Here is a 17809-nt window from a genome sequence, read left to right as displayed (position 1 = left end):
CCGTCGCCGGCACGCAGGATGCTGCGCGCCGCGCGCTCGCTCTCGACACCCGGCAGGCCGACGGGCTTGCGGCGCTGGCGCTGCTTCCGCCTTATTATGGCGACTGGCTCGCCGCGGAGCGCCGGATGGACGCCGTACTCGCGCTTTACCCCGAGCATCTGGCGATCCGCGACGCGCGCTGCTTCATGCACGTCGCGGTCGGCCGCGGTCGCGAAGGCTGCCTCGACCGGCTGGTGATCGCTGCCCGCGAGCCTTTGCACGCCGGTTTTCAGTTCAAGCTGATCTACGCCTATTGGATTCTCGGCGACATCGGCGCTGCCGACCGCGCCGCCGATCGTGCGCTCCAGCTCTGGCCCAAGCACCCGGGCGTATGGCTCGCTCGCTTGTGGACGCTTGCCTTCACCGGGCGTGCCAGCCGCGCGCTCGCGCAGGTTGAGGATGAAGCGGGGCGTCCGGATTTCCCGCCATGGATGATCGAAAGCTTGCATACGTCGATGGCGGCCCTGGTGAGCCGGCGCCCGGCCGACGTCGATGCGGCGGTCGCCTCGGTGCTTTCGACCGTGTCCAGCGGACCGAGCAATGCGGTCGGTGCCGTTCTCATCCTCTGCGGCCTGGGGGAGATCGACCGCGCTTTCGACGTGGCGTCGGCCTATCTGCTCGAGCGCGGCCCACTGATGGCGCGGGTCCGCTGGCGCGCCGGCGACGTCTCGGTCAACGACCAGCGGAGGCGCAAGACGAACATGCTGTTCGTGCCCGTCGCCGCCGCCATGCGGGCCGACCCCCGGTTTATCGCGCTCACGGCGGACATCGGACTGAAGGATTATTGGGATCGCGTCGGCGTAGTTCCGGATTTCCTCAAATCCGCTCAAGTAAAATCATGAAGTAGGTCGAACAATATTTCCATCATTCAACAAAGTTCCGATACAATGGATAATATATATTTTACAAATATATTTCGGCATGACGTTGATTAACTTGTGACGTGCGCCCATAAGATTAGAAGCTACCAGTCGCAATCGACGGTTTTGGGCGCCAAGTCGCACCTTCCTCCATCTTTGACGTCTCCTAGCGGCAACCGCCATTCCGGCGTTTGCCAACAAAGGAACTCACCATGAAATATTTTGGAACCGTCAAGACGTTCGACACGACCAAGGGCCACGGCGAGATCAAGCAGGAAGCCGGCGGCAACGACCTTCCGTTCGAAACCGCGGCGATTTCCTGGGACAAGAAGGTTGCTCCCACCGTCGGCCAGCGTCTCAGCTACGATGTCGGCACCAACACCGAGCGTCAGCCCTGCGCGCTGAACCTTCAGACCATCTAACCGGCAGGCGGGAGCACTTGCTTCCGCCCGTCTTGTAAGGCGTACGTGGCCGATCCCGGGCAGCGGTTGAGTGACCCTGGTCCTCGCTGCCCGGGAAAGGCCGGCGATCGACCAAAGCGAGCTTCCGGCGGTAATCGCTCGAGGCTTACGCCCGCGGATGCTTGCTGGTAATCCGCCGCCCTCGCCCCCATATACCAACTACCGCTGGCATGGCGCGCGTAGGCGCCAGTGGCTGAGAGACTTGGGTGCTCCCGCTTACAGCAGTGGATCCAACCCATGAACTCTCATCCCAGTCCCTCCGAAGCCAAAGCGGAAACCCCCGCCCCGCGCCGCATGGCTTTCCGCAAGTACAGCAGGAAGCCGCTCCCGACGCCGGCGCAATCGCGCCGGCAGAGCCGTGTGGTCGAGTCCGCCTGGCGCCATCTCGGCGAGGCTGCGCCGGTGATCGCATTCCTCAATACCCGCCACGAAAGCCTGGACGGCCAGCCGCTCCAGCTCGCCATCGAAAGCGAGGAAGGCCTGGAACGGGTCGAAGCCCTGCTCACGCAGCTCACGTTGCAGGCATAACGGGAGGTCTCATGCGCAAGAAGCGCGAGCGGGAAAGCGACGAGCGCCGCGGCGAACGAACCGAGAAAGAAGCCGTGCAGCGGGTCGAGCGATCCGCGGCCGAGGACCGCGCACTCGACGCCGCGGTCAGGCAGAGCATCAAGCTTCACGGCGCCTGACGCGCCCCGCCCTGTCCAGGAGAGAAGCCATGCAGGACAGCCGCAAGCCCACAGGCAAGAGCTTCACCGCGTTCAGCTCCGCCGCCGAGGAAGCGCAGACCAAGCGCGACAAGGCCGAGGCGAAGCGCGAGGAGCAGGAATGGGACAATGAAGGCGGGCACATGAGCTCGAACGCCGGTCGCGTAATCCATCGGCCAGGAGCGGATTTGCCTTACGTCGCAATCCTCACCCGCGACGGCAGCGGATGCACCGAGCGTTCGTTCGCCACGATGCGCGAGGCCGAAGCCTTCATTAAACGCAACACGCCGGTCCCGGGCCGGACACTGTCCGGCCTGTACGACCGGGATCCCGGGGAGAGTTGAGCGAGCGCGCGCACATTGCCGGCGATTTCCGCGGGGAATAGCGACAAGCACGGGGCCGGCTGATGAATGGGCCTCCAGGCTTGATGTAGCCGCGCCACCGTGCGCCTTATTTGCTCTCCGCCTCGCCGCCGCCCGCGGCCAGGAAGTTCGGCATCATCATCGTCGGCGGCTTGGCCGTGGGCTCGGTGGGCCGCAGCAGCTTCAGGTTGAACTTCTCGCGGAACTGCACGCCGAACTGCGTCCCCTTGGTCCAGCGGATCTCGGCGTCGATCAGGCCGCCGGCGGCGAAGTCGAGCTGGACCTGCGCCCCGACCGGCATTTCCTCGCGGCACTCGACCAGCGCACCGCCGCTCGAGATGTTGCGGAGGCGCGCGCCGAGAACGCGGCCTTCATGGTGGAGCAGGGTCGCCCGGATGATCCGCATTCGCGGCTCGCGCGGCGTGAGGTGCGCGTCGGGCCGGACGATCGCGCCTTTCGCCGCGAGCGCGAGCGCGTCCTCGGCGGGCATCGGCTTGCCAAAAATGTAGCCCTGCACGAGCGAGCAACCGAGGTTACGGACGAGCTGCAGCTCGTCGGCCGTTTCCACCCCTTCGGCGGTCGTCTCCATTTTGAGGTCGGAAGCGAGCCCGACCATCGCCCTGATAAGCGCGGCATTGCGGCTTTCCGGGTCGGACGCTCCGCGAACGAAGCTCTGGTCGATCTTGATCTTGTCGAACGGCACGCGCTGCAGATAGCTGAGGCTCGAGTAACCGGTGCCGAAGTCGTCCAGCGCGAGCTTGACGCCGATCTTCTTGAGGCTCGCGATCATGTCGTGGACGTGATCGTCGTTGCTGAGGAACACTCCCTCGGTGATTTCGAGCTCGAGCCTTTTGGCAGGCAGGTTCGTTTCGCCGAGCACGGCGCGAACGGTCGCCGGAAGCGAGTGCAGTTTGAACTGGACCGGGGACAGGTTGACCGCGACCGTGATGTGCTCGGGCCAGGTCGCCGCCTCGGCGCACGCGGTGCGAAGCACCCATTCGCCGATCTCGTTGATCAGGGCGATTTCCTCGGCGAGCGGGATGAACTGCACCGGGCTGATCGGGCCGTGCTCGGGATGGAACCAGCGGATCAGCGCCTCGAAACCGGTTACCGCCTCGCTCGAAGAATCAACGCACGGCTGGAACATCAGCTTGAGCTGGTCCTTCTCGATCGCGACGCGAAGGTCGGATTCGAGCCGCTGCCGCTCGCGCGCCGCTTCATGCATCTCCGGCGCAAAGAAGCGGAAGCAGCCTTTGCCCGCCGCTTTTGCGGCATAAAGCGCAAGGTCGGCGTCGCGCATCAAATCGTCCGACGTGCGATCGTCATAATCGGAGGTGACGATGCCCACCGACGCCCCGATCGACACCGCGGTGCCGTTGATCGTGTAGGGCCGCGACAGGCTGTCGATGATGCCTTGGGCAAGGTTCGACAGTTCTTCGTGGTGCGAGATCGCCGGCAGGACGACCTCGAACTCGTCTCCGCCGAGCCGTCCCACCTGACCCGCTTCGCCGATAACTTCGCGAAGCCGCAGCGAAACCAGCCGAAGCAACGTATCGCCGGCCGGGTGGCCGAGCGTGTCGTTGACCGCCTTGAACCGGTCGAGGTCGAGCAGGAACACCGAGCAGCGGTGCTTGCGGCGCACCGCGCCGACCAGCGCGTCGTCGAGCGCGCGGCGGAGCGCTTCGCGATTGGCGAGGCCGGTCAGCGAATCCTGCTTCGCCAGCCGGTCGAGCTCGACCTCCGACTGACGCATCTTGGTGAGGTCGGAGGCAAAGCCGCGGAAGCCGAAGAATCGCCCGACCTCGTCGTGGATCGGACGGCCGGTGATCGACCACCAGATCTCGTTGCGGGTCTTGGCGCGGACGATCAGGTCCTGGAAGGCGACGTGCGACGACAGATAAAAGCCGAGCGTCCGTTCCGAGGTGGCGCTGCCGTCGGCGGTCTCGGTCGAGATCAGGTCGGTAAAGGGCCGCTCGAGCAGGTCGCCCGGCTCGCGCCCGAGAACACCGGCGACGCTGTCGCTGATGTACGACAGCATCCCTTCGCGGGTGGTCTCCCAGAACCAGCCTTTCTCGCTATTTTCGAATTCGTGGAGCAGCGCCTCCGCGCGGGCCGATTCCGGCCGCGCCTCGTCCTGGGCGGAATTCCCGCCGCTCCTCAAGATGCGCCTGATGCTTTCCACTCGATAAATCCCCACGCCGGGACAGCCCTACGCACGCGTGGTTACCATTCGGTTAGGGTCTCGCGGGCTCCAGTTTCGGAACCGATGAGCGCCGCCGCCCATTTGCCAGACGTGATGAGCGGGCCGGTGGCTTTCCTTTTCGACCTCGACGGGACGCTGGTCGACAGCGTCTACAACCACGTTCGCGCCTGGCACGTCGCCCTGCGCGAGCAGGGGCTCGACCTTTCGGTGTGGCGAATCCACCGCAAGATCGGGATGAGCGGCGGGCTGTTCACCGCGCAGCTCGAGCGCGAGCTCGGCCGGCCGATCGACGAAGCGACGATCGAGCGCTTGCGCGACCGCCATGCCGAGCTGTTCCGCGACCTCTCGCAAGACGTGCCTCCGCTCCCCGGCGCGGCCGAGCTGCTCGACCAGCTGACGAGGCAGCACCTGCCCTGGGCGATCGCCACCAGCGGCCGCATGCGTACCGCCGGCACCAACTTGAGGAGCCTCGGCGTCGACCCCGAGAAGGCGACCGTCATCACCCGCGACATGGTTCGCTATGCCAAGCCCGACCCCGATTTGTTCGTCGAGGCCGCGCGGCGGCTCGGCACGACGACGCAGGGGTCCTACGTGATCGGCGACAGCATCTGGGACATGTACGCGGCCGCGCGCTGCGGCGCGCTCGGAATCGGTCTGCTGTCCGGCGGCTATGGCGAGGACGAGCTCGAGCGCGCGGGCGCGATGCGCGTGTTCGAAGATCCCGCCGACATGCTCGCCCATCTCGACGAGCTCGCGCCGCGGACGCGCGATTAGCTCAGGCCGGCTCCAGCTTGCCGCGCCCCACGCCATAAAAGACAAGTCCAGCCTGCTCGGCCTCGACCCGGTCGTAGACGTTGCGCAGGTCGACCAGAACCTTGCCCTTGAGCGAGCCCGCAATCTTGTCGAGGTCGAGCGCGCGGAACTCGTCCCACTCGGTAACGATCACCAGCGCGTCGGCGCCCGCCGCGGCAGCATAAGCGTCCGACGCGAACTCGATGCCTGTGAACACCTTTTCCGCCTGCTCGCGCGCGACGGGATCGAAGGCGCTGACCTCAGCCCCGCGCTCGACCAGCGCGTTGATCAGCGGGATCGACGGGGCGTCGCGCATGTCGTCGGTGTTCGGCTTGAACGCGAGGCCGAGCACCGCGATGCGCTTGCCCTTGAGGTCGCCGACGGCGCGGGCGACACGCTCGACCATCGCCGCCTTGCGGTCGTCATTGACCTGCACGGTGGTGCGCACGATGCGCTGGTCGACGCCGGCCTTGTCGGCCGTCTTCAACAGCGCAAGCGTGTCCTTGGGGAAGCAGCTGCCGCCGTAGCCGGGGCCGGCGTGCAGGAACTTGGGCCCGATGCGGTTGTCGAGGCCGATTCCGCGTGCGACGTCCTGGACATCCGCGTCGACCGCCTCGCACAGATCGGCGATCTCGTTGATGAAGCTGATCTTGACCGCGAGGAAGGCGTTCGCGGCATATTTGGTCAGCTCGGCGGTGCGCCGGCCGGTGATCAGGATCGGCGCCCGGTTGAGGAACAGCGGCCGGTAAATTTCCTTGAGCACCTCCTGCGCGCGTTCGTTCTCGGCGCCGACGACGATCCGGTCGGGGTGCTTGAAATCGGCGATCGCGGCACCTTCGCGAAGAAACTCGGGGTTCGAGGCGACCGCCACGCCGCCAACCCCCTCCTCCTGCAGGATCCGCTCGATCTCGTCGCCCGTTCCGACAGGCACGGTCGACTTTGTGACCACGACCGTGCCCGGCCTGATCACCTTGGCGAGTTCGCGCACCGCGTCGAAGACGAAGCTGAGATCGGCATGGCCGTCGCCGCGCCGCGCCGGTGTGCCGACCGCGATGAACACGGCTTCGGCGTCCTTGACCCCCTCGGGCAGGCTGGCGGTGAAGGTCAGGCGACCGCGCTCCGCATTGGCCTTGACGATCGCCTCGAGTCCGGGTTCCCAGATCGGCAGCCTGCCCGCGTTCAGCCCGTCGATTTTTGCGGAATCCTTGTCGATGCAGCACACCTGATGCCCGAAATCGGCAAAGCAGGCGCCCGACACCAGCCCGACATAACCGGTGCCGATCATCGCAATACGCATTCATTTGTCCCTGGTTGATTGAGACGCGGCTCTTAGCAATTGTTCGGCCAATAGCCAGCGGCACTGCTGCCGACTAAGCTCCGTCAATGGCGCTTCGATCCTCCCGCCGCGGCACTCCCAAGAGATGGAGCCTCGATCCGCTCCACATGACGCTTCGGCGACAGTCCCGCGTAAGGCCGGCGGCCCAATTCGGGATCCGGATGGCGATCATGGTCGGAATGATCGTCTTTATCGTCGCGTTCCTGTGGTGGGAGCGGGACAGCCTCAGGGACAATTATGACAGCCACATCAGCTTCAGCGATGTGATCTATTTCACCATGATCAGCGCGACGACCACCGGTTACGGGGACATCGTGCCGGTCACCGACCGCGCCCGGCTCTTCGACGCTCTGGTCGTAACGCCGATCCGCGTCTTCTTCCTGCTGTTGCTGGCAGGGACCGCCTACACCTTCATCATCAAACAGACCTGGAACAGATGGCTGATGAAACTCATCCAGAAGAACTTGCGCGATCACATCCTCATCGCCGGATTCGGGATCAGCAACGACAAGGCGCTCGAAGAGCTGTTGAAGCGGGGCACCCCGGCGAAGCGCATCGTCGTGATCGACGGCAACCGCGACGCGCTCGACCGGGCGAGCGAATGCGGGGTCGCGGTGCTCCACGGTGACGCCTCGCGCGACGAGACCTTGCTCGCCGCGCACGTCGACCGCGCGTCCGCCCTGCTCGTTTCCACCGGGCGCGACGACAGCAACATCCTGGTCGTCCTCACGGCCCGAAAGCTCTCGGCGACGGTCAAAATCAGCGTGACCATTCGCGAAACGGACAATGAGGACATTGCCAAGCAGGCGGGGGCCGACACGGTGATCAACCCGGTGAGCTTCTCGGGCCTCCTGCTCGCGAGCTCACTCCAGGGCCCTTACCGCGCCGAGTATCTGAATGACCTCGCCACCTCGGAGGGTCAGGTCATGCTTCGCGAGCGGATCGTCGGCGAGGTGGAGGCAGGCCGCTCGCCGCAGCAGATTTGCACCGGCCAGGTGGTGCGCCTGATCCGCGACGGCCGCGCGCACGCGGTAGGAGACCCGACCTTTCAGTCACTCCGCGCGGGCGACCGGATCCTCGAGATCATCGACAGCGCCTAAGCGGTCCTGAACGCAGTCGAAGGACGCCTAGTTTTTGCCAACAACTTCCTATATTGGCGCGGCCATTCCGATGAACGTCACGACACTCCCCAAGCCCCCGCGCGTCGGGCTGGTCTCGCTTGGCTGTCCCAAGGCCCTGGTCGACAGCGAGCGCATCATGACCAAGCTGCGCGCCGACGGCTACGACATGTCGCCCGATTATGCCGGGGCGGACGTGGTGCTGGTCAACACCTGCGGCTTCCTCGATTCGGCCAAGGAGGAGAGCCTGGAGGCGATCGGCGAGGCAATCGCGGAGAATGGGCGCGTCGTCGTCACCGGCTGCATGGGCAAGGAAGCCGAGATCATCCGCGCGCGCTTCCCGCAAGTGCTCGCAGTCACTGGCCCCCAACAATACGAGGAAGTCGTCGCCGCCGTCCACGAGGCGGCGCCGCCGGTGCCCTCGCCCTTTATCGACCTGGTGCCCGAGGCGGGGCTCAAGCTCACGCCGCGTCACTACAGCTATCTGAAGATCTCCGAGGGCTGCAATCACCGCTGCGCCTTCTGCATCATCCCGCACCTTCGCGGCGACCTCGTCAGCCGCCGGCCCGACGCCATCCTGCGCGAGGCCGAGAAGCTGGTCGCCGCGGGCACGAAGGAGCTGCTGGTCATCAGCCAGGACACGAGCGCTTATGGCGTCGACCTCCGCCACAAGGCCTGGCCGTGGAGAGGCGGCGAAGTCCGCGCGCACATGACGGACCTCGTGGCGGCGATGGGCGAGCTCGGCGCGTGGGTGCGGCTTCACTACGTCTATCCTTATCCGCACGTCGACAACGTCATCCCGCTGATGGCCGCGGGCAAAATCCTCCCTTATCTCGACATCCCCTTCCAGCACGCGAGCCCCGACGTTCTTCGCCGCATGCGCCGCCCCGCCAACGACGCGAAGGTCCTGCAGCGCATCCGCTCGTGGCGCGAGCAGGTTCCGGACCTCGCCATCCGCTCGAGCTTCGTCGTCGGCTTCCCCGGAGAAACTGAGGCGGATTTGGCCTACCTCCTCGCGTGGCTTGAGGAAGCCCGGCTCGACCGCGTCGGCGCGTTCAAGTTCGAGGCGGTCGAGGGCGCTCCCGCGACCTCGATGGACGAGCAGGTGCCGGAGGACGTCAAGCAGGAACGCTACGAAGCAGTGATGGCGCTCTCGGAACGCATCTCCGAGGAGAAACTTGCGGCGAAGGTCGGCTCCACCGTCGACGTCCTGGTCGACGCGGTGGACGAGGAATCCGGCGGAGCCACTGGCCGCTCCAAAGCCGACGCGCCCGAGATCGACGGCGAAGTTCATCTGCGCGACGCCGGCGGGCTCCAGCCCGGCGACATCGTGTCGGCCCGGGTCGAAGATTCGGACGAGCACGACTTGTTCGGCGTCCCGGCTTGAATTGGGGATATCGAGGAAGGCCGCGCCTGCAGGGTTAGTGCGCTCGGACCTGACCTCTGTTAGGATGGCCCCACCGCCGCTCCGACAAGGGCAAGCGAGCGGCTGGAGGACCCCGCGCTTCCGTCCAAGCTTCGTGGGGAGCGAATGTCGAGCCGGCCGAGCCTTTCAAATATCGAAACGACCGACGAGCGCACCATTCGGCTCCTGAACGATGAAATCGCCGAGCTTCACGGTCGGGCGGGACAGGCGAGCGCGCGCGCGCTCGGGCTGGCGGCGTCGTTGCGATTGGCGGAAGCACGCCTGCGCAACAGCGGCGAGATGCTTCACGAGGTCAACCACCGGGCGAAGAACAGCATCCAGATCGCTATCTCGCTGCTCACCTTGCAGATGCACGCGACCCCGAACGATGAGGTGCGGAGCGAGCTCGCGACCGCGGTTCGCCGCCTCAGCCACATCGCCGCCGCGCATCTGATCCTGAACAGCCAGTCGCCGGACGACCAGATCATCGGCTTTCGCGAATATCTGACCAGCATTTGCGCCGAAACGCACCAGGCGCTTGGCAATGACTCGGTTGTGCTGGTGGTCGATGCCGACGAGCTCGTCCTCGATACGGCGCGTGCGATCAACGTCGCGCTGATCGTCACCGAAGCGCTGACCAATTCGATCAAATATGCGTTCCCCGACGGCCGCACCGGGACCATTGAGGTGAAATGTCATCGCGATGGGCCAACCGCGACCCTGAGCGTGACCGACGACGGGATCGGCTTCGTGCGCCCGCCGCGCGAAGGCGCGCTCGGGTTGCGGCTCATCCAGACGCTCGCCAAAGGCATCGGCGGCGCAGCCGAGATCGACGGCCACGACGGCACGCGGATCGCTGTCCGCTTTATCCTTTGAACCGGCGGCGCACGGAGCCTAGCCCTCCCTCGGAAGCGCGTAAGCAATGACGCTGTCACCTTCCGGAGTCTCCATGAAATGGTGGCCGCCGGCAAAGATAACGAGATATTCGCGGCCGTCCTGCTGATAGACGATCGGCGTCGCCTGCCCGCCGGCGGGGAGCGGCACCGACCACAGCACTTTGCCGGTGCGCTCGTCGATCGCGCGCAGCAAGTCGTCAGTCGCTGCGGCGATGAAGATCAGCCCGCTGGCGGTCGTCACTGCGCCGCCGTTGTTGGGCGTGCCGATCGCGAACGGCAGGAAGGTCGGAAGGTTGAACGGGCCGTTGCGCCGCGCGGTACCGAGCGGGCGGTCCCAGATGGTCGTGCCAGTCGAAATATCGATCGCCCGGATGCCGCCGTACGGCGGGCGCTTGCACAGGAGCTTGGTGAACGGCATCCGCCAGCCGGCGTTGACGTGAATGGCGTAGGGAACGCCCCATTGCGGGTCGACGGCATGCGCCTGGGTCGAGGCGATGTCGGTCGCGAAGCGCGGCTTGATGCCCTTCTCGTTCGCGACCTTGCGCGGTACGAGCTTCAGGTAATTGGGCATGTCGTTGTAATTGGCGATGGCGACGCCGCGAACCGGGTCGATCGACAGGCTGCCCCAGTCGCTGCCGCCGTTATAGCCCGGATATTCGATCGTATATTTGTCCGCGCGGGGCGGCGTGAACTCGCCGCGATAGTCGGCCTGGCGGAACTGGATCCGGCAGATCATCTGGTCGATCGGCGACATCCCCCACATGTCGGATTCGACGAGTTTCGGCATCTTGAGCGAATGCCACAGCGACACGATCTGGCGCGGCGAGCGCTCACTCGGCTCGACCCCGCCCGGAGGCGCGGCGACCGAGCCAACCGGCGCCAGCGATTTTCCGGTCGCGCGGTCGAGCACGTAGAGGTCGCCCTGCTTGGATGCGACCAGCAGCGCCGGGGTGCCGTGATAATCGATCAGCGAGGGCGTGCTGCCGATATCATAGTCCCACACGTCCTTCTTGACCGTCTGGAACACCCAGCGCGGCTTGCCGGTGGTGACGTCGATGGCGACGATGGAGCTGTTCACCTGGTTCGAGCGGGCCGGGCGACCGGTCGAGATATAGTCGGCGGCGTAATTTCCCATGGGCAGGTAGACCAGCCCGAGCTTCTCGTCGCCCGAGCTGCTCATCCATGAATTGGGCGTCGCCTTGGCCCAGGTTTGCCCTGGCGGCGGATAGCCGTTCCACTCGGGATGCTCGACGTCCCATGCCCAGGCAAGCTTGCCGGTCTTGGCGTCGAACCCCTGGATCACGCCCGAAGGCGAGCAGCGGCATTGCCCGTCGAGGATCTGGTGCGGGACGACGATGATCCCGCGCACGATCGTCGGCGCCGAGTTGATCGTTGCATAGCCCGGATATACTTCGCCCATGCCGATCTTGGTGTCCTGCTGGCCGATGCCGTTGAAGTCGGTGCACGGCTTGCCGGTCAGCGCGTCGACCACGATCAGCCGCGAATCGAGCGTGCCTTCGATGATCCGCGCCGCGCACGGCGTGTTCGCCACGGCGCCCGGCACCTTGTAGTAAGCGACCCCGCGGCAAGCGGTGGTGTACGGGATCCATTTGTCGGGCACATGCGGGTCGACCCTCCACACTGGCTTGCCGGTCGCTGCGTCGAGCGCGACGATGACGTTCTTCGCGGTGCAGGTGTAGAGAAGGTTGCCGATCTTCAGCGGCGTGTTCTCGGTCCCGTAGAGCTTGAGATAGTCGGGGTCGGTCGGGAGCCCGCCGGTATGGACCTCCCACACCTTTTCGAGCTTGCCGACGTTGGCGGGGGTGATTTGCGTGAGCGGTGAGTAGCGCCAGGCGGCGTTCGTCCCGCCATAGTCGGGCCAGTCAGCGCCCGTCGTCTGCACCGAGGGATCGGTCATTCCAGGCGAGCTTGCCGCGGGCAGCGCGGCTGCTTTCGTCCTCATGCCCATGCCGAGGATAGCGAAGCTGGCGGCGACGAACAGCACGCCGAGCGCGATGCCGCCGCCGGCAAGCTTCCACCGGTTCCGGTCGCGCGTCAGGGTCGGCATAACCAGCAGCACCAGCACGAGGATAACCAGCGGCGCGATCAGCCACGGGACCATTGCCCAGGCATTGCCGCGCGCTTCGGCGAAGCCCCAGATCGCCGACAGGATGAAGAGACCGATGTAGATCCATCCCCCGAGCAGGCGCCCGCGAAACAGGAACCACGCCGAGGCGAGCAGCGCGACGCCCGCGATCAGATAATAGATGGAGCCTCCGAGCGCGGCGAGCCAGGCACCGCCGATGGTGAGGACGATGCCGATGATCGCCATGAAGATGGCAAGAATCGTCGCAGCCCAGCCGGCTTTCATGGCGGTCTCCCTTTTCGCGTCGCGGATCCGTAACGGCCCGCGGAACCGACGCGTTCCATGAATTGGCGTCGGTCAAACACCGCGCATTTGCGCGCTTTACTCACGCTCAGGCCGCTCTAGGCTCCAATCATGCTCCGCTTCACGCCCATGCTCCTCGCGCTCGCGGCTTTCCCCGCAGCCGCGCAGCCGCTTACCCCGGCCGAAGTCGTCCAAGTCGACCAGCTCGTCGCCAGGACGATCGCCGAGACCGGCGTGCCGTCGGCCGAAATTGCCATTGTCCGCAACGGCGAGCTCGTCCTCGACAAGGCCTACGGCAAGGCAAACGAGGGGCTGCCCGCGCGTCCTGACCTGCCATACCAGATCGCGTCCAACTCGAAGCAGTTCACCGCGATGGCGCTGCTGCTCCTGCGCGACGAGGGCAAGCTCAGCCTCGACGATCCGGTCTCCAAATTCATCCCTGGCATCACGGAGGGCGACAGGATCACCATCCGCCAGCTGCTCAGCCACACTTCGGGACTGCGGGATTTCTGGCCGCAGGACTACATGTTCGCGACCATGACCCACCCGACGAGCCCCCAGGGCATCGTCGACAAGTGGGCGAAGAAGCCGCTCGACTTCGCGCCGGGCACGCGCTGGCAATACAGCAACACCGGCTATGTCGTCGCCGGCATGATTGCGGAGAAAGTCAGCGGCGAGGCGCTGATGACGTACCTCAAGCGCAAGATTTTCGGCCCGCTCGGCATGACCAGCGTCCGCGACCAGGACGACACCAACACACCCACTTTCCCCGCCGGCTACCACCGCTATGCGCTGGGTCCCGTCCGCGTCGCCCAGCCGCCGGCGTCCGGCTGGCTCTACGCCGCCGGCGAGCTGTCGATGACTGCCGCCGACCTCGCCAAATGGGACGTTGCTCGAATGAACCGCGCGCTCGTTCCGCCGCGCGACTGGGTCGAGCAGGAGACGCCTGTGCTCCGTGCCGACGGCCGAACCAACGGCTACGGCCTCGGCGTCTTCAACCACGACCAGCGCGAGCGGCACGTGATCGATCATGGCGGGGAAGCCGTCGGCTTCCTCACTCAGAATACCGTCTACCCCGACACGAAAGACGCGATCGTGGTCTTCACCAACGCCGATTTCTCCGGCGCGACCGACACCATCACCTCAGGCATAGAGAAGATCGCCCTCAACGCGCCGGAGGCGGCGCTGGCAAGCGAGGGCGACCGGCTCGCCGACGTGCAGGCGGTCTACGCCATGCTCGCCGGCGGTCAGCTCGATCGCTCGAAGTTCACCGACGACCTCAACTTCTATTTCGATGCCACCGTGCTCGGCGACTACCGCGCCAGCCTCATCCCGCTGGGCGCGCCCAAGATCACGATGAGCCGCTCCCCGCGCCTGCGCGGCGGCTTCGTCAACCGCAACTACACGCTGCAATACGCCGGCCACCCCGACCTGACGCTCGTCACCTATGCCGAGCCCGGGGCGACCGGCCGCTGGGAGCAGTTCCTGGTGATGCCGGAGTGAACGCGGGAACAGCCCCTCGGATGAGGGACTGTCCCCTCTGACAGTCCCACGCAAGCGGCTCGCCGCCCCTCGACAACCGTTAGTCGAGCGGCCGACTCTTCGTCATCCGCGGTTCACGAAAACTGCCGGAGACGCCCGTCGACAGGGCGAGCAGCGGAGGCGCGGATGGACATCAATTACCTGTTTCTGAGACAGCAGATGGAGCGAATGCGGGCCGAAGCCGCGACCACCGGTGTCGCCCGCAGAATCCACGAGCAGCTCGCCAACGAATATGAGCGGCTGATCGAGGATGCGACCAGCGGGCGGATCACCTTCATGCGCGCCGAGCAGCCCGGCGGCGGAGCAACCGGCCCGGCCTCGACGAACTGACCCGCGCCTGAAAGCTCGCCGGCGCGGAACGCCCGCGCCGCGATTGCGGCTGTTGGCGCGGCGCGATATCGCTGTCCGATCTCACCTCCGGTCGGCACCATTCCAGTCCATCGATCCGCGCCAGCACCCGGAGAGCAGGCCGCCGATCCGGTCGGTCCTGCGCTGCACGGGATCGAGAGGAGCGGTTGAATGGGCGTCCGACGTGACGAGACACAATGGCCGGTGGCGCGCTTCATTCCGTTCGCGCTGACTCTCCTCGTCCTGATCGCCGCTGCATTCTATTGGCCGCTTCAGCCTTGGCTCACCGTCATTGCGGTGGTCGCCGCTTTGCTTGCGCTACTCGGCGCCTACGACCTCCTCCAGCCGTGGCATTCGATCCTCCGCAACTATCCGATCACGGGCCATTTCCGCTGGCTCTTCGAATCCATTCGCCCGCAGGTCCGGCAATATCTGATCGAAGGGGACAACGAACGGACGCCGTTCTCGAGAAGCCAGCGATCGCTCGTTTATGCGAGGGCGAAGAGCGAAGGCAGCGAGCGCGCGTTCGGGACATTGCTCGACGTCTACGGCGATGGCTACGAGTTCATCGCCCACTCGACCCGCCCAGCGCCGCGAGCGGCCCCGGAGACGTTCCGGATCACGATCGGCGGAGACGACTGCAGCCAGCGCTACTCGGCGTCGATCTTCAACATTTCGGCGATGAGCTTCGGATCGCTCAGCGCCAACGCCATCCGCGCGCTCAACAAGGGCGCCCGGATCGGCGGCTTCGCCCACGACACAGGCGAGGGAAGCATCAGCCGCTATCACCAGGAGCATCGCGGCGACCTGATCTGGGAAATTGGCAGCGGCTATTTCGGCTGCCGCACCGCCGACGGCCAGTTCGATCCGGAGCGCTTTGCGAAGAAAGCCGCCATGGGCCAGGTCAGGATGGTCGAGCTCAAGCTCAGCCAGGGCGCCAAGCCCGGCCACGGCGGCATCCTGCCCGGCGCGAAGGTGACGGCGGAGATCGCCCTCACGCGCGGCGTCCCCGCGGGGGAGGATTGTCTCTCGCCGGCGCGACACCGGGCCTTTGCGACGCCGATCGAGATGATGCAGTTCATCGCCGACCTGAGGAGGCTCTCGGGCGGCAAGCCCGTGGGTTTCAAGCTGTGCATCGGCCATCCATGGGAATTCATGGCCATCGTCAAGGCGATGCGCGAAACCGGAATCGTCCCCGATTTCATCGTCGTCGACGGCGCCGAGGGAGGTACGGGCGCCTCGCCCCTCGAATTCTTGAACCACATCGGCGTGCCGGCCCGCGAAGGCCTGCTGTTCGCGCACAACACGCTCGTCGGCGCCGGCCTGCGCGACCGCATCAGGATCGGCGCCGCCGGCAAGGTGGTCAGCGCGTTCGACATCGCCAGCCTGATCGCCCTAGGCGCGGACTGGACCAATGCCGGCCGCGGCTACATGTTCGCGCTCGGCTGCGTCCAGTCGCTCATCTGCAACACCAACCGCTGTCCGACCGGCGTGGCGACCCAGGACGCGCTGCGCCAGCGCGCGCTGGTCGTCGAGGACAAGGCGCAGCGCGTCGCCAATTTCCATCGCAACACCATGCTGGCGCTGTCCGACATGATCGCCGCGGCGGGCCTCGATCATCCTTCCGAGATCAAGCCGCACCATCTCGTGAGACGCGTCGAAGGAGCGGAGATCCGGCTGTTCTCCCAGCTCCACGTGTTCCTCGAGCCCGGCGAGCTGATCGAGGGCCGCCGCAAGCGCAGCTTCTACAGCCACGCCTGGGACCTCGCGCGGCCCGACAGCTTTGACCTCCCCACCGCACAAGCGAATTGAGCGGGATTGCGCCGCGGCATGCGGATCAGGATTGCCTATGCGCTCTGCCTCGCCGGGGCGACCGTCAACCATGTGCGAGCCGTCCTCGCCCATGGCTGGTTCCCGGAGCACTTGCCCGCGGCCACCGCGCTCTACTGGAGCAGCCTGACGTTCCTCGATCCGCTCGCAGCCGTGCTGCTGTTCCTCCGCCCGCGGTTCGGGATCGCATTGACGGTCCTGATCATCGCCTCCGATGTCGCGCACAACCTCTGGTTCATCGCCGCCCATCCGCTCAGGGGATCGTTCGTCGAGGATGTGACGTCCAGCGCCGTCATGCCAAGCCAGATCGCCTTCCTGCCGTTTGTGGCGGCGACGGCGCGGCTGGCGTGGCGGGAAGTCGGTGAAGCAGGCCGCGATTCGTTCTAGAGGCAGGAATGGGCGGAAAACGGACACCGCTGAGGGGTCGGAGAGTGCGGGGTAGCTCAGCTGTCGACGACATTCACGAGGTTGTCCGCTGGATCGCGGAAGAAGAATCGGCGAAGTCCCCACTTCTCTCCAACCGGCCCGTAGACGACCTTTGCACCTGCGGCGCGTACGGCCGCCTCCGCATCGTCAAGATTATCCACGCCGATTGAGATGACGGGCAATTCAGTTCCAGACCCACCTTCAGAGGCGGTGTGCAGCTCGATCTTCTGGGTAGAATCGGTGCTCAAGAACGCGATCCACCCCATGTCGAAGGGAAGCTCTAGCTCAAAGACATCCCTGTAGAATTTCGCCAAGCTCATTGGGTCGGGCGCGCGAAGATTTGCAACAATCCTGGTGACGGCCATTGATGCGGCTCCCTGCGAAGGATGGAGCCTTGTTCGCGAAACTCATGATGTCTGCAACGGGTCGTTTTCAGACATCCGCTAATGTGTTGAATGGATGGAAAGCTGCCACTTCCGGTGATCGACACCGACAAAGCCGACACATCCCCTCATCGCGCACGGGGGCGCGCGTCAAGGAGCGAACTTTGTGATCGTTCGCGCCTTCGCCTGATCCCGTTTCGTCGCTAGAGCCCGCCCATGACCGATTTCACCTCCCTCCTCGTCCCCGACCGCGGCCGGAAGGCGCGGCTGGTCCATCTTGTCGATAAGGACAGCTTCGCCGCGTGGCTGAACAAGCGGCCGGCGGAGGACCGCGCCCTGCTCGAGGCGCACCGTTTCGACGAAAAGGCGGCTTACGCTTTCGCCATCCTGCCGCGCGGGGGCGAGTTCGAGGTGGTGAGCGCGGTCAAGAATGCCGCCGAGCTGTCGCCCTGGTGCCTCGCCGCGCTTGCCGAGAAGATGCCCGAAGGCACGTACAAGCTCGCGGAAGGCGAACCCGGCAAGGCCGCGCTCGGCTGGCTGCTCGCGCAGCACCGGTTCGACGCCTACCGCTCAAAGAAGGACGATGCCGAGCGCGGGCCGCGCGTGCTGGTCACCGGCGAGGCGGCGCGGATTGACGAGGCGGTGCGGCTCGCCGAAGCCACTGCGCTGGTTCGCGACCTCGTCAACACGCCCGCTGGCGACATGGGGCCCGCCG

At 65.7% G+C, this 17809-nt stretch carries 17 protein-coding genes and 1 pseudogene; 14 read left to right on the top strand and 4 right to left on the bottom strand.

Translation table 11 applies throughout. The features are described 5' to 3' along the window. The 5 genes from GH737_RS15175 to GH737_RS06290 all read left to right on the top strand — a co-directional run. Positions 1-881: hypothetical protein (locus GH737_RS15175; protein ID WP_196233013.1), on the top strand; the 881-nt coding region annotated here is incomplete at its 5' end. A gap of 230 nt (positions 882-1111) precedes the next feature. Then, positions 1112-1321, top strand: a complete 210-nt coding sequence (locus tag GH737_RS06305) for a cold-shock protein (RefSeq protein ID WP_155263999.1) — start codon at positions 1112-1114, stop codon at positions 1319-1321. A gap of 333 nt (positions 1322-1654) precedes the next feature. Then, positions 1655-1888: an antitoxin Xre/MbcA/ParS toxin-binding domain-containing protein gene (locus tag GH737_RS06300; RefSeq protein ID WP_196233012.1), complete on the top strand. Its 234-nt coding sequence runs from the start codon at positions 1655-1657 to the stop codon at positions 1886-1888. An 11-nt stretch (positions 1889-1899) separates the two neighbouring features. After that, positions 1900-2046 (top strand): hypothetical protein, encoded by a 147-nt coding sequence (locus tag GH737_RS06295; protein ID WP_155263997.1) that lies wholly within the window; start codon positions 1900-1902, stop codon positions 2044-2046. Positions 2047-2075: 29 nt separating this feature from the next. After that, positions 2076-2408: a hypothetical protein gene (locus GH737_RS06290; RefSeq protein ID WP_155263996.1), complete on the top strand. Its 333-nt coding sequence runs from the start codon at positions 2076-2078 to the stop codon at positions 2406-2408. 106 nt (positions 2409-2514) lie between these two features. On the opposite strand, the gene GH737_RS06285 is transcribed toward GH737_RS06290, so the two are convergent. Then, positions 2515-4608: an EAL domain-containing protein gene (locus GH737_RS06285; protein WP_155263995.1), complete on the bottom strand. Its 2094-nt coding sequence runs from the start codon at positions 4606-4608 to the stop codon at positions 2515-2517. Positions 4609-4692: 84 nt separating this feature from the next. On the opposite strand from GH737_RS06285, the gene GH737_RS06280 reads away from it, so the two are divergent. Next, on the top strand, positions 4693-5403 hold the full coding sequence (locus tag GH737_RS06280; RefSeq protein ID WP_230558663.1) for an HAD family hydrolase: 711 nt from the start codon (positions 4693-4695) through the stop codon (positions 5401-5403). Between the two features lies 1 nt (position 5404). Here GH737_RS06280 and GH737_RS06275 read toward each other — a convergent pair whose 3' ends face one another. After that, a complete protein-coding gene (locus GH737_RS06275; RefSeq protein ID WP_155263994.1) occupies positions 5405-6718 on the bottom strand; it encodes a UDP-glucose dehydrogenase family protein in 1314 nt (437 codons plus the stop codon). Positions 6719-6864: 146 nt separating this feature from the next. Between GH737_RS06275 and GH737_RS06270 the strand changes: the two genes are divergently transcribed. The 3 genes from GH737_RS06270 (at position 6865) to GH737_RS06260 (ending at position 10156) form a co-directional block, all read left to right on the top strand. Next, complete coding sequence (locus GH737_RS06270; protein ID WP_230558662.1) at positions 6865-7857, top strand: potassium channel family protein; 993 nt, start codon at positions 6865-6867, stop codon at positions 7855-7857. 70 nt (positions 7858-7927) lie between these two features. Then, positions 7928-9262 (top strand): 30S ribosomal protein S12 methylthiotransferase RimO, encoded by a 1335-nt coding sequence (gene rimO, locus GH737_RS06265; protein ID WP_155263993.1) that lies wholly within the window; start codon positions 7928-7930, stop codon positions 9260-9262. Between the two features lie 144 nt (positions 9263-9406). Then, on the top strand, positions 9407-10156 hold the full coding sequence (locus GH737_RS06260; RefSeq protein WP_155263992.1) for a sensor histidine kinase: 750 nt from the start codon (positions 9407-9409) through the stop codon (positions 10154-10156). A gap of 18 nt (positions 10157-10174) precedes the next feature. On the opposite strand, the gene GH737_RS06255 is transcribed toward GH737_RS06260, so the two are convergent. Continuing rightward, entirely contained in the window at positions 10175-12547 is a 2373-nt protein-coding gene (locus GH737_RS06255) for a membrane-bound PQQ-dependent dehydrogenase, glucose/quinate/shikimate family (RefSeq protein WP_155263991.1), read from the bottom strand. 129 nt (positions 12548-12676) lie between these two features. Between GH737_RS06255 and GH737_RS06250 the strand changes: the two genes are divergently transcribed. The 4 genes from GH737_RS06250 (at position 12677) to GH737_RS06235 (ending at position 16672) form a co-directional block, all read left to right on the top strand. Then, positions 12677-14068 carry a serine hydrolase domain-containing protein gene (locus GH737_RS06250; RefSeq protein WP_230558661.1) on the top strand — a complete coding sequence of 464 codons (1392 nt, stop codon included), beginning with the start codon at positions 12677-12679 and terminating at the stop codon, positions 14066-14068. Between the two features lie 165 nt (positions 14069-14233). Beyond that, positions 14234-14437, top strand: coding sequence for a hypothetical protein (locus tag GH737_RS06245; protein ID WP_155263990.1), 204 nt, complete (start codon positions 14234-14236; stop codon positions 14435-14437). Between the two features lie 189 nt (positions 14438-14626). Next, the gene (locus GH737_RS06240) at positions 14627-16267 is read left to right on the top strand and encodes an FMN-binding glutamate synthase family protein (RefSeq protein ID WP_155263989.1); all 1641 of its coding nucleotides are present in this window, start codon (positions 14627-14629) and stop codon (positions 16265-16267) included. A 6-nt stretch (positions 16268-16273) separates the two neighbouring features. Continuing rightward, the gene (locus tag GH737_RS06235) at positions 16274-16672 is read left to right on the top strand and encodes a hypothetical protein (protein ID WP_155263988.1); all 399 of its coding nucleotides are present in this window, start codon (positions 16274-16276) and stop codon (positions 16670-16672) included. 56 nt (positions 16673-16728) lie between these two features. On the opposite strand, the gene GH737_RS06230 is transcribed toward GH737_RS06235, so the two are convergent. Next, on the bottom strand, positions 16729-17076 hold the full coding sequence (locus GH737_RS06230) for a VOC family protein (RefSeq protein WP_155263987.1): 348 nt from the start codon (positions 17074-17076) through the stop codon (positions 16729-16731). A 234-nt stretch (positions 17077-17310) separates the two neighbouring features. Between GH737_RS06230 and GH737_RS06225 the strand changes: the two are divergent. Next, a pseudogene (locus GH737_RS06225) lies at positions 17311-17809 on the top strand (leucyl aminopeptidase family protein); the annotation flags it as partial.

The organism is Sphingomonas segetis, from assembly GCF_009720245.1.
GTDB classification, from domain to species: domain Bacteria; phylum Pseudomonadota; class Alphaproteobacteria; order Sphingomonadales; family Sphingomonadaceae; genus Sphingomicrobium; species Sphingomicrobium segetis.
This window is presented reverse-complemented; position numbering and strand designations above follow the sequence as displayed.

Bases quoted from the DNA above. Each gene is read 5' to 3' on its own strand.
- GH737_RS06270 (WP_230558662.1), top strand. From the start codon at position 6,865: ATGACGCTTCGGCGACAGTCCCGCGTAAGGCCGGCGGCCCAATTCGGG.
- GH737_RS06250 (WP_230558661.1), top strand. From the start codon at position 12,677: ATGCTCCGCTTCACGCCCATGCTCCTCGCGCTCGCGGCTTTCCCCGCA.
- rimO (WP_155263993.1), top strand. From the start codon at position 7,928: ATGAACGTCACGACACTCCCCAAGCCCCCGCGCGTCGGGCTGGTCTCG.
- GH737_RS06240 (WP_155263989.1), top strand. From the start codon at position 14,627: ATGGGCGTCCGACGTGACGAGACACAATGGCCGGTGGCGCGCTTCATT.
- GH737_RS06255 (WP_155263991.1), bottom strand. From the start codon at position 12,547: ATGAAAGCCGGCTGGGCTGCGACGATTCTTGCCATCTTCATGGCGATC.
- GH737_RS06300 (WP_196233012.1), top strand. From the start codon at position 1,655: ATGGCTTTCCGCAAGTACAGCAGGAAGCCGCTCCCGACGCCGGCGCAA.
- GH737_RS06260 (WP_155263992.1), top strand. From the start codon at position 9,407: ATGTCGAGCCGGCCGAGCCTTTCAAATATCGAAACGACCGACGAGCGC.
- GH737_RS06295 (WP_155263997.1), top strand. From the start codon at position 1,900: ATGCGCAAGAAGCGCGAGCGGGAAAGCGACGAGCGCCGCGGCGAACGA.
- GH737_RS06280 (WP_230558663.1), top strand. From the start codon at position 4,693: ATGAGCGCCGCCGCCCATTTGCCAGACGTGATGAGCGGGCCGGTGGCT.
- GH737_RS06230 (WP_155263987.1), bottom strand. From the start codon at position 17,076: ATGGCCGTCACCAGGATTGTTGCAAATCTTCGCGCGCCCGACCCAATG.
- GH737_RS06305 (WP_155263999.1), top strand. From the start codon at position 1,112: ATGAAATATTTTGGAACCGTCAAGACGTTCGACACGACCAAGGGCCAC.
- GH737_RS06275 (WP_155263994.1), bottom strand. From the start codon at position 6,718: ATGCGTATTGCGATGATCGGCACCGGTTATGTCGGGCTGGTGTCGGGC.
- GH737_RS06290 (WP_155263996.1), top strand. From the start codon at position 2,076: ATGCAGGACAGCCGCAAGCCCACAGGCAAGAGCTTCACCGCGTTCAGC.
- GH737_RS06245 (WP_155263990.1), top strand. From the start codon at position 14,234: ATGGACATCAATTACCTGTTTCTGAGACAGCAGATGGAGCGAATGCGG.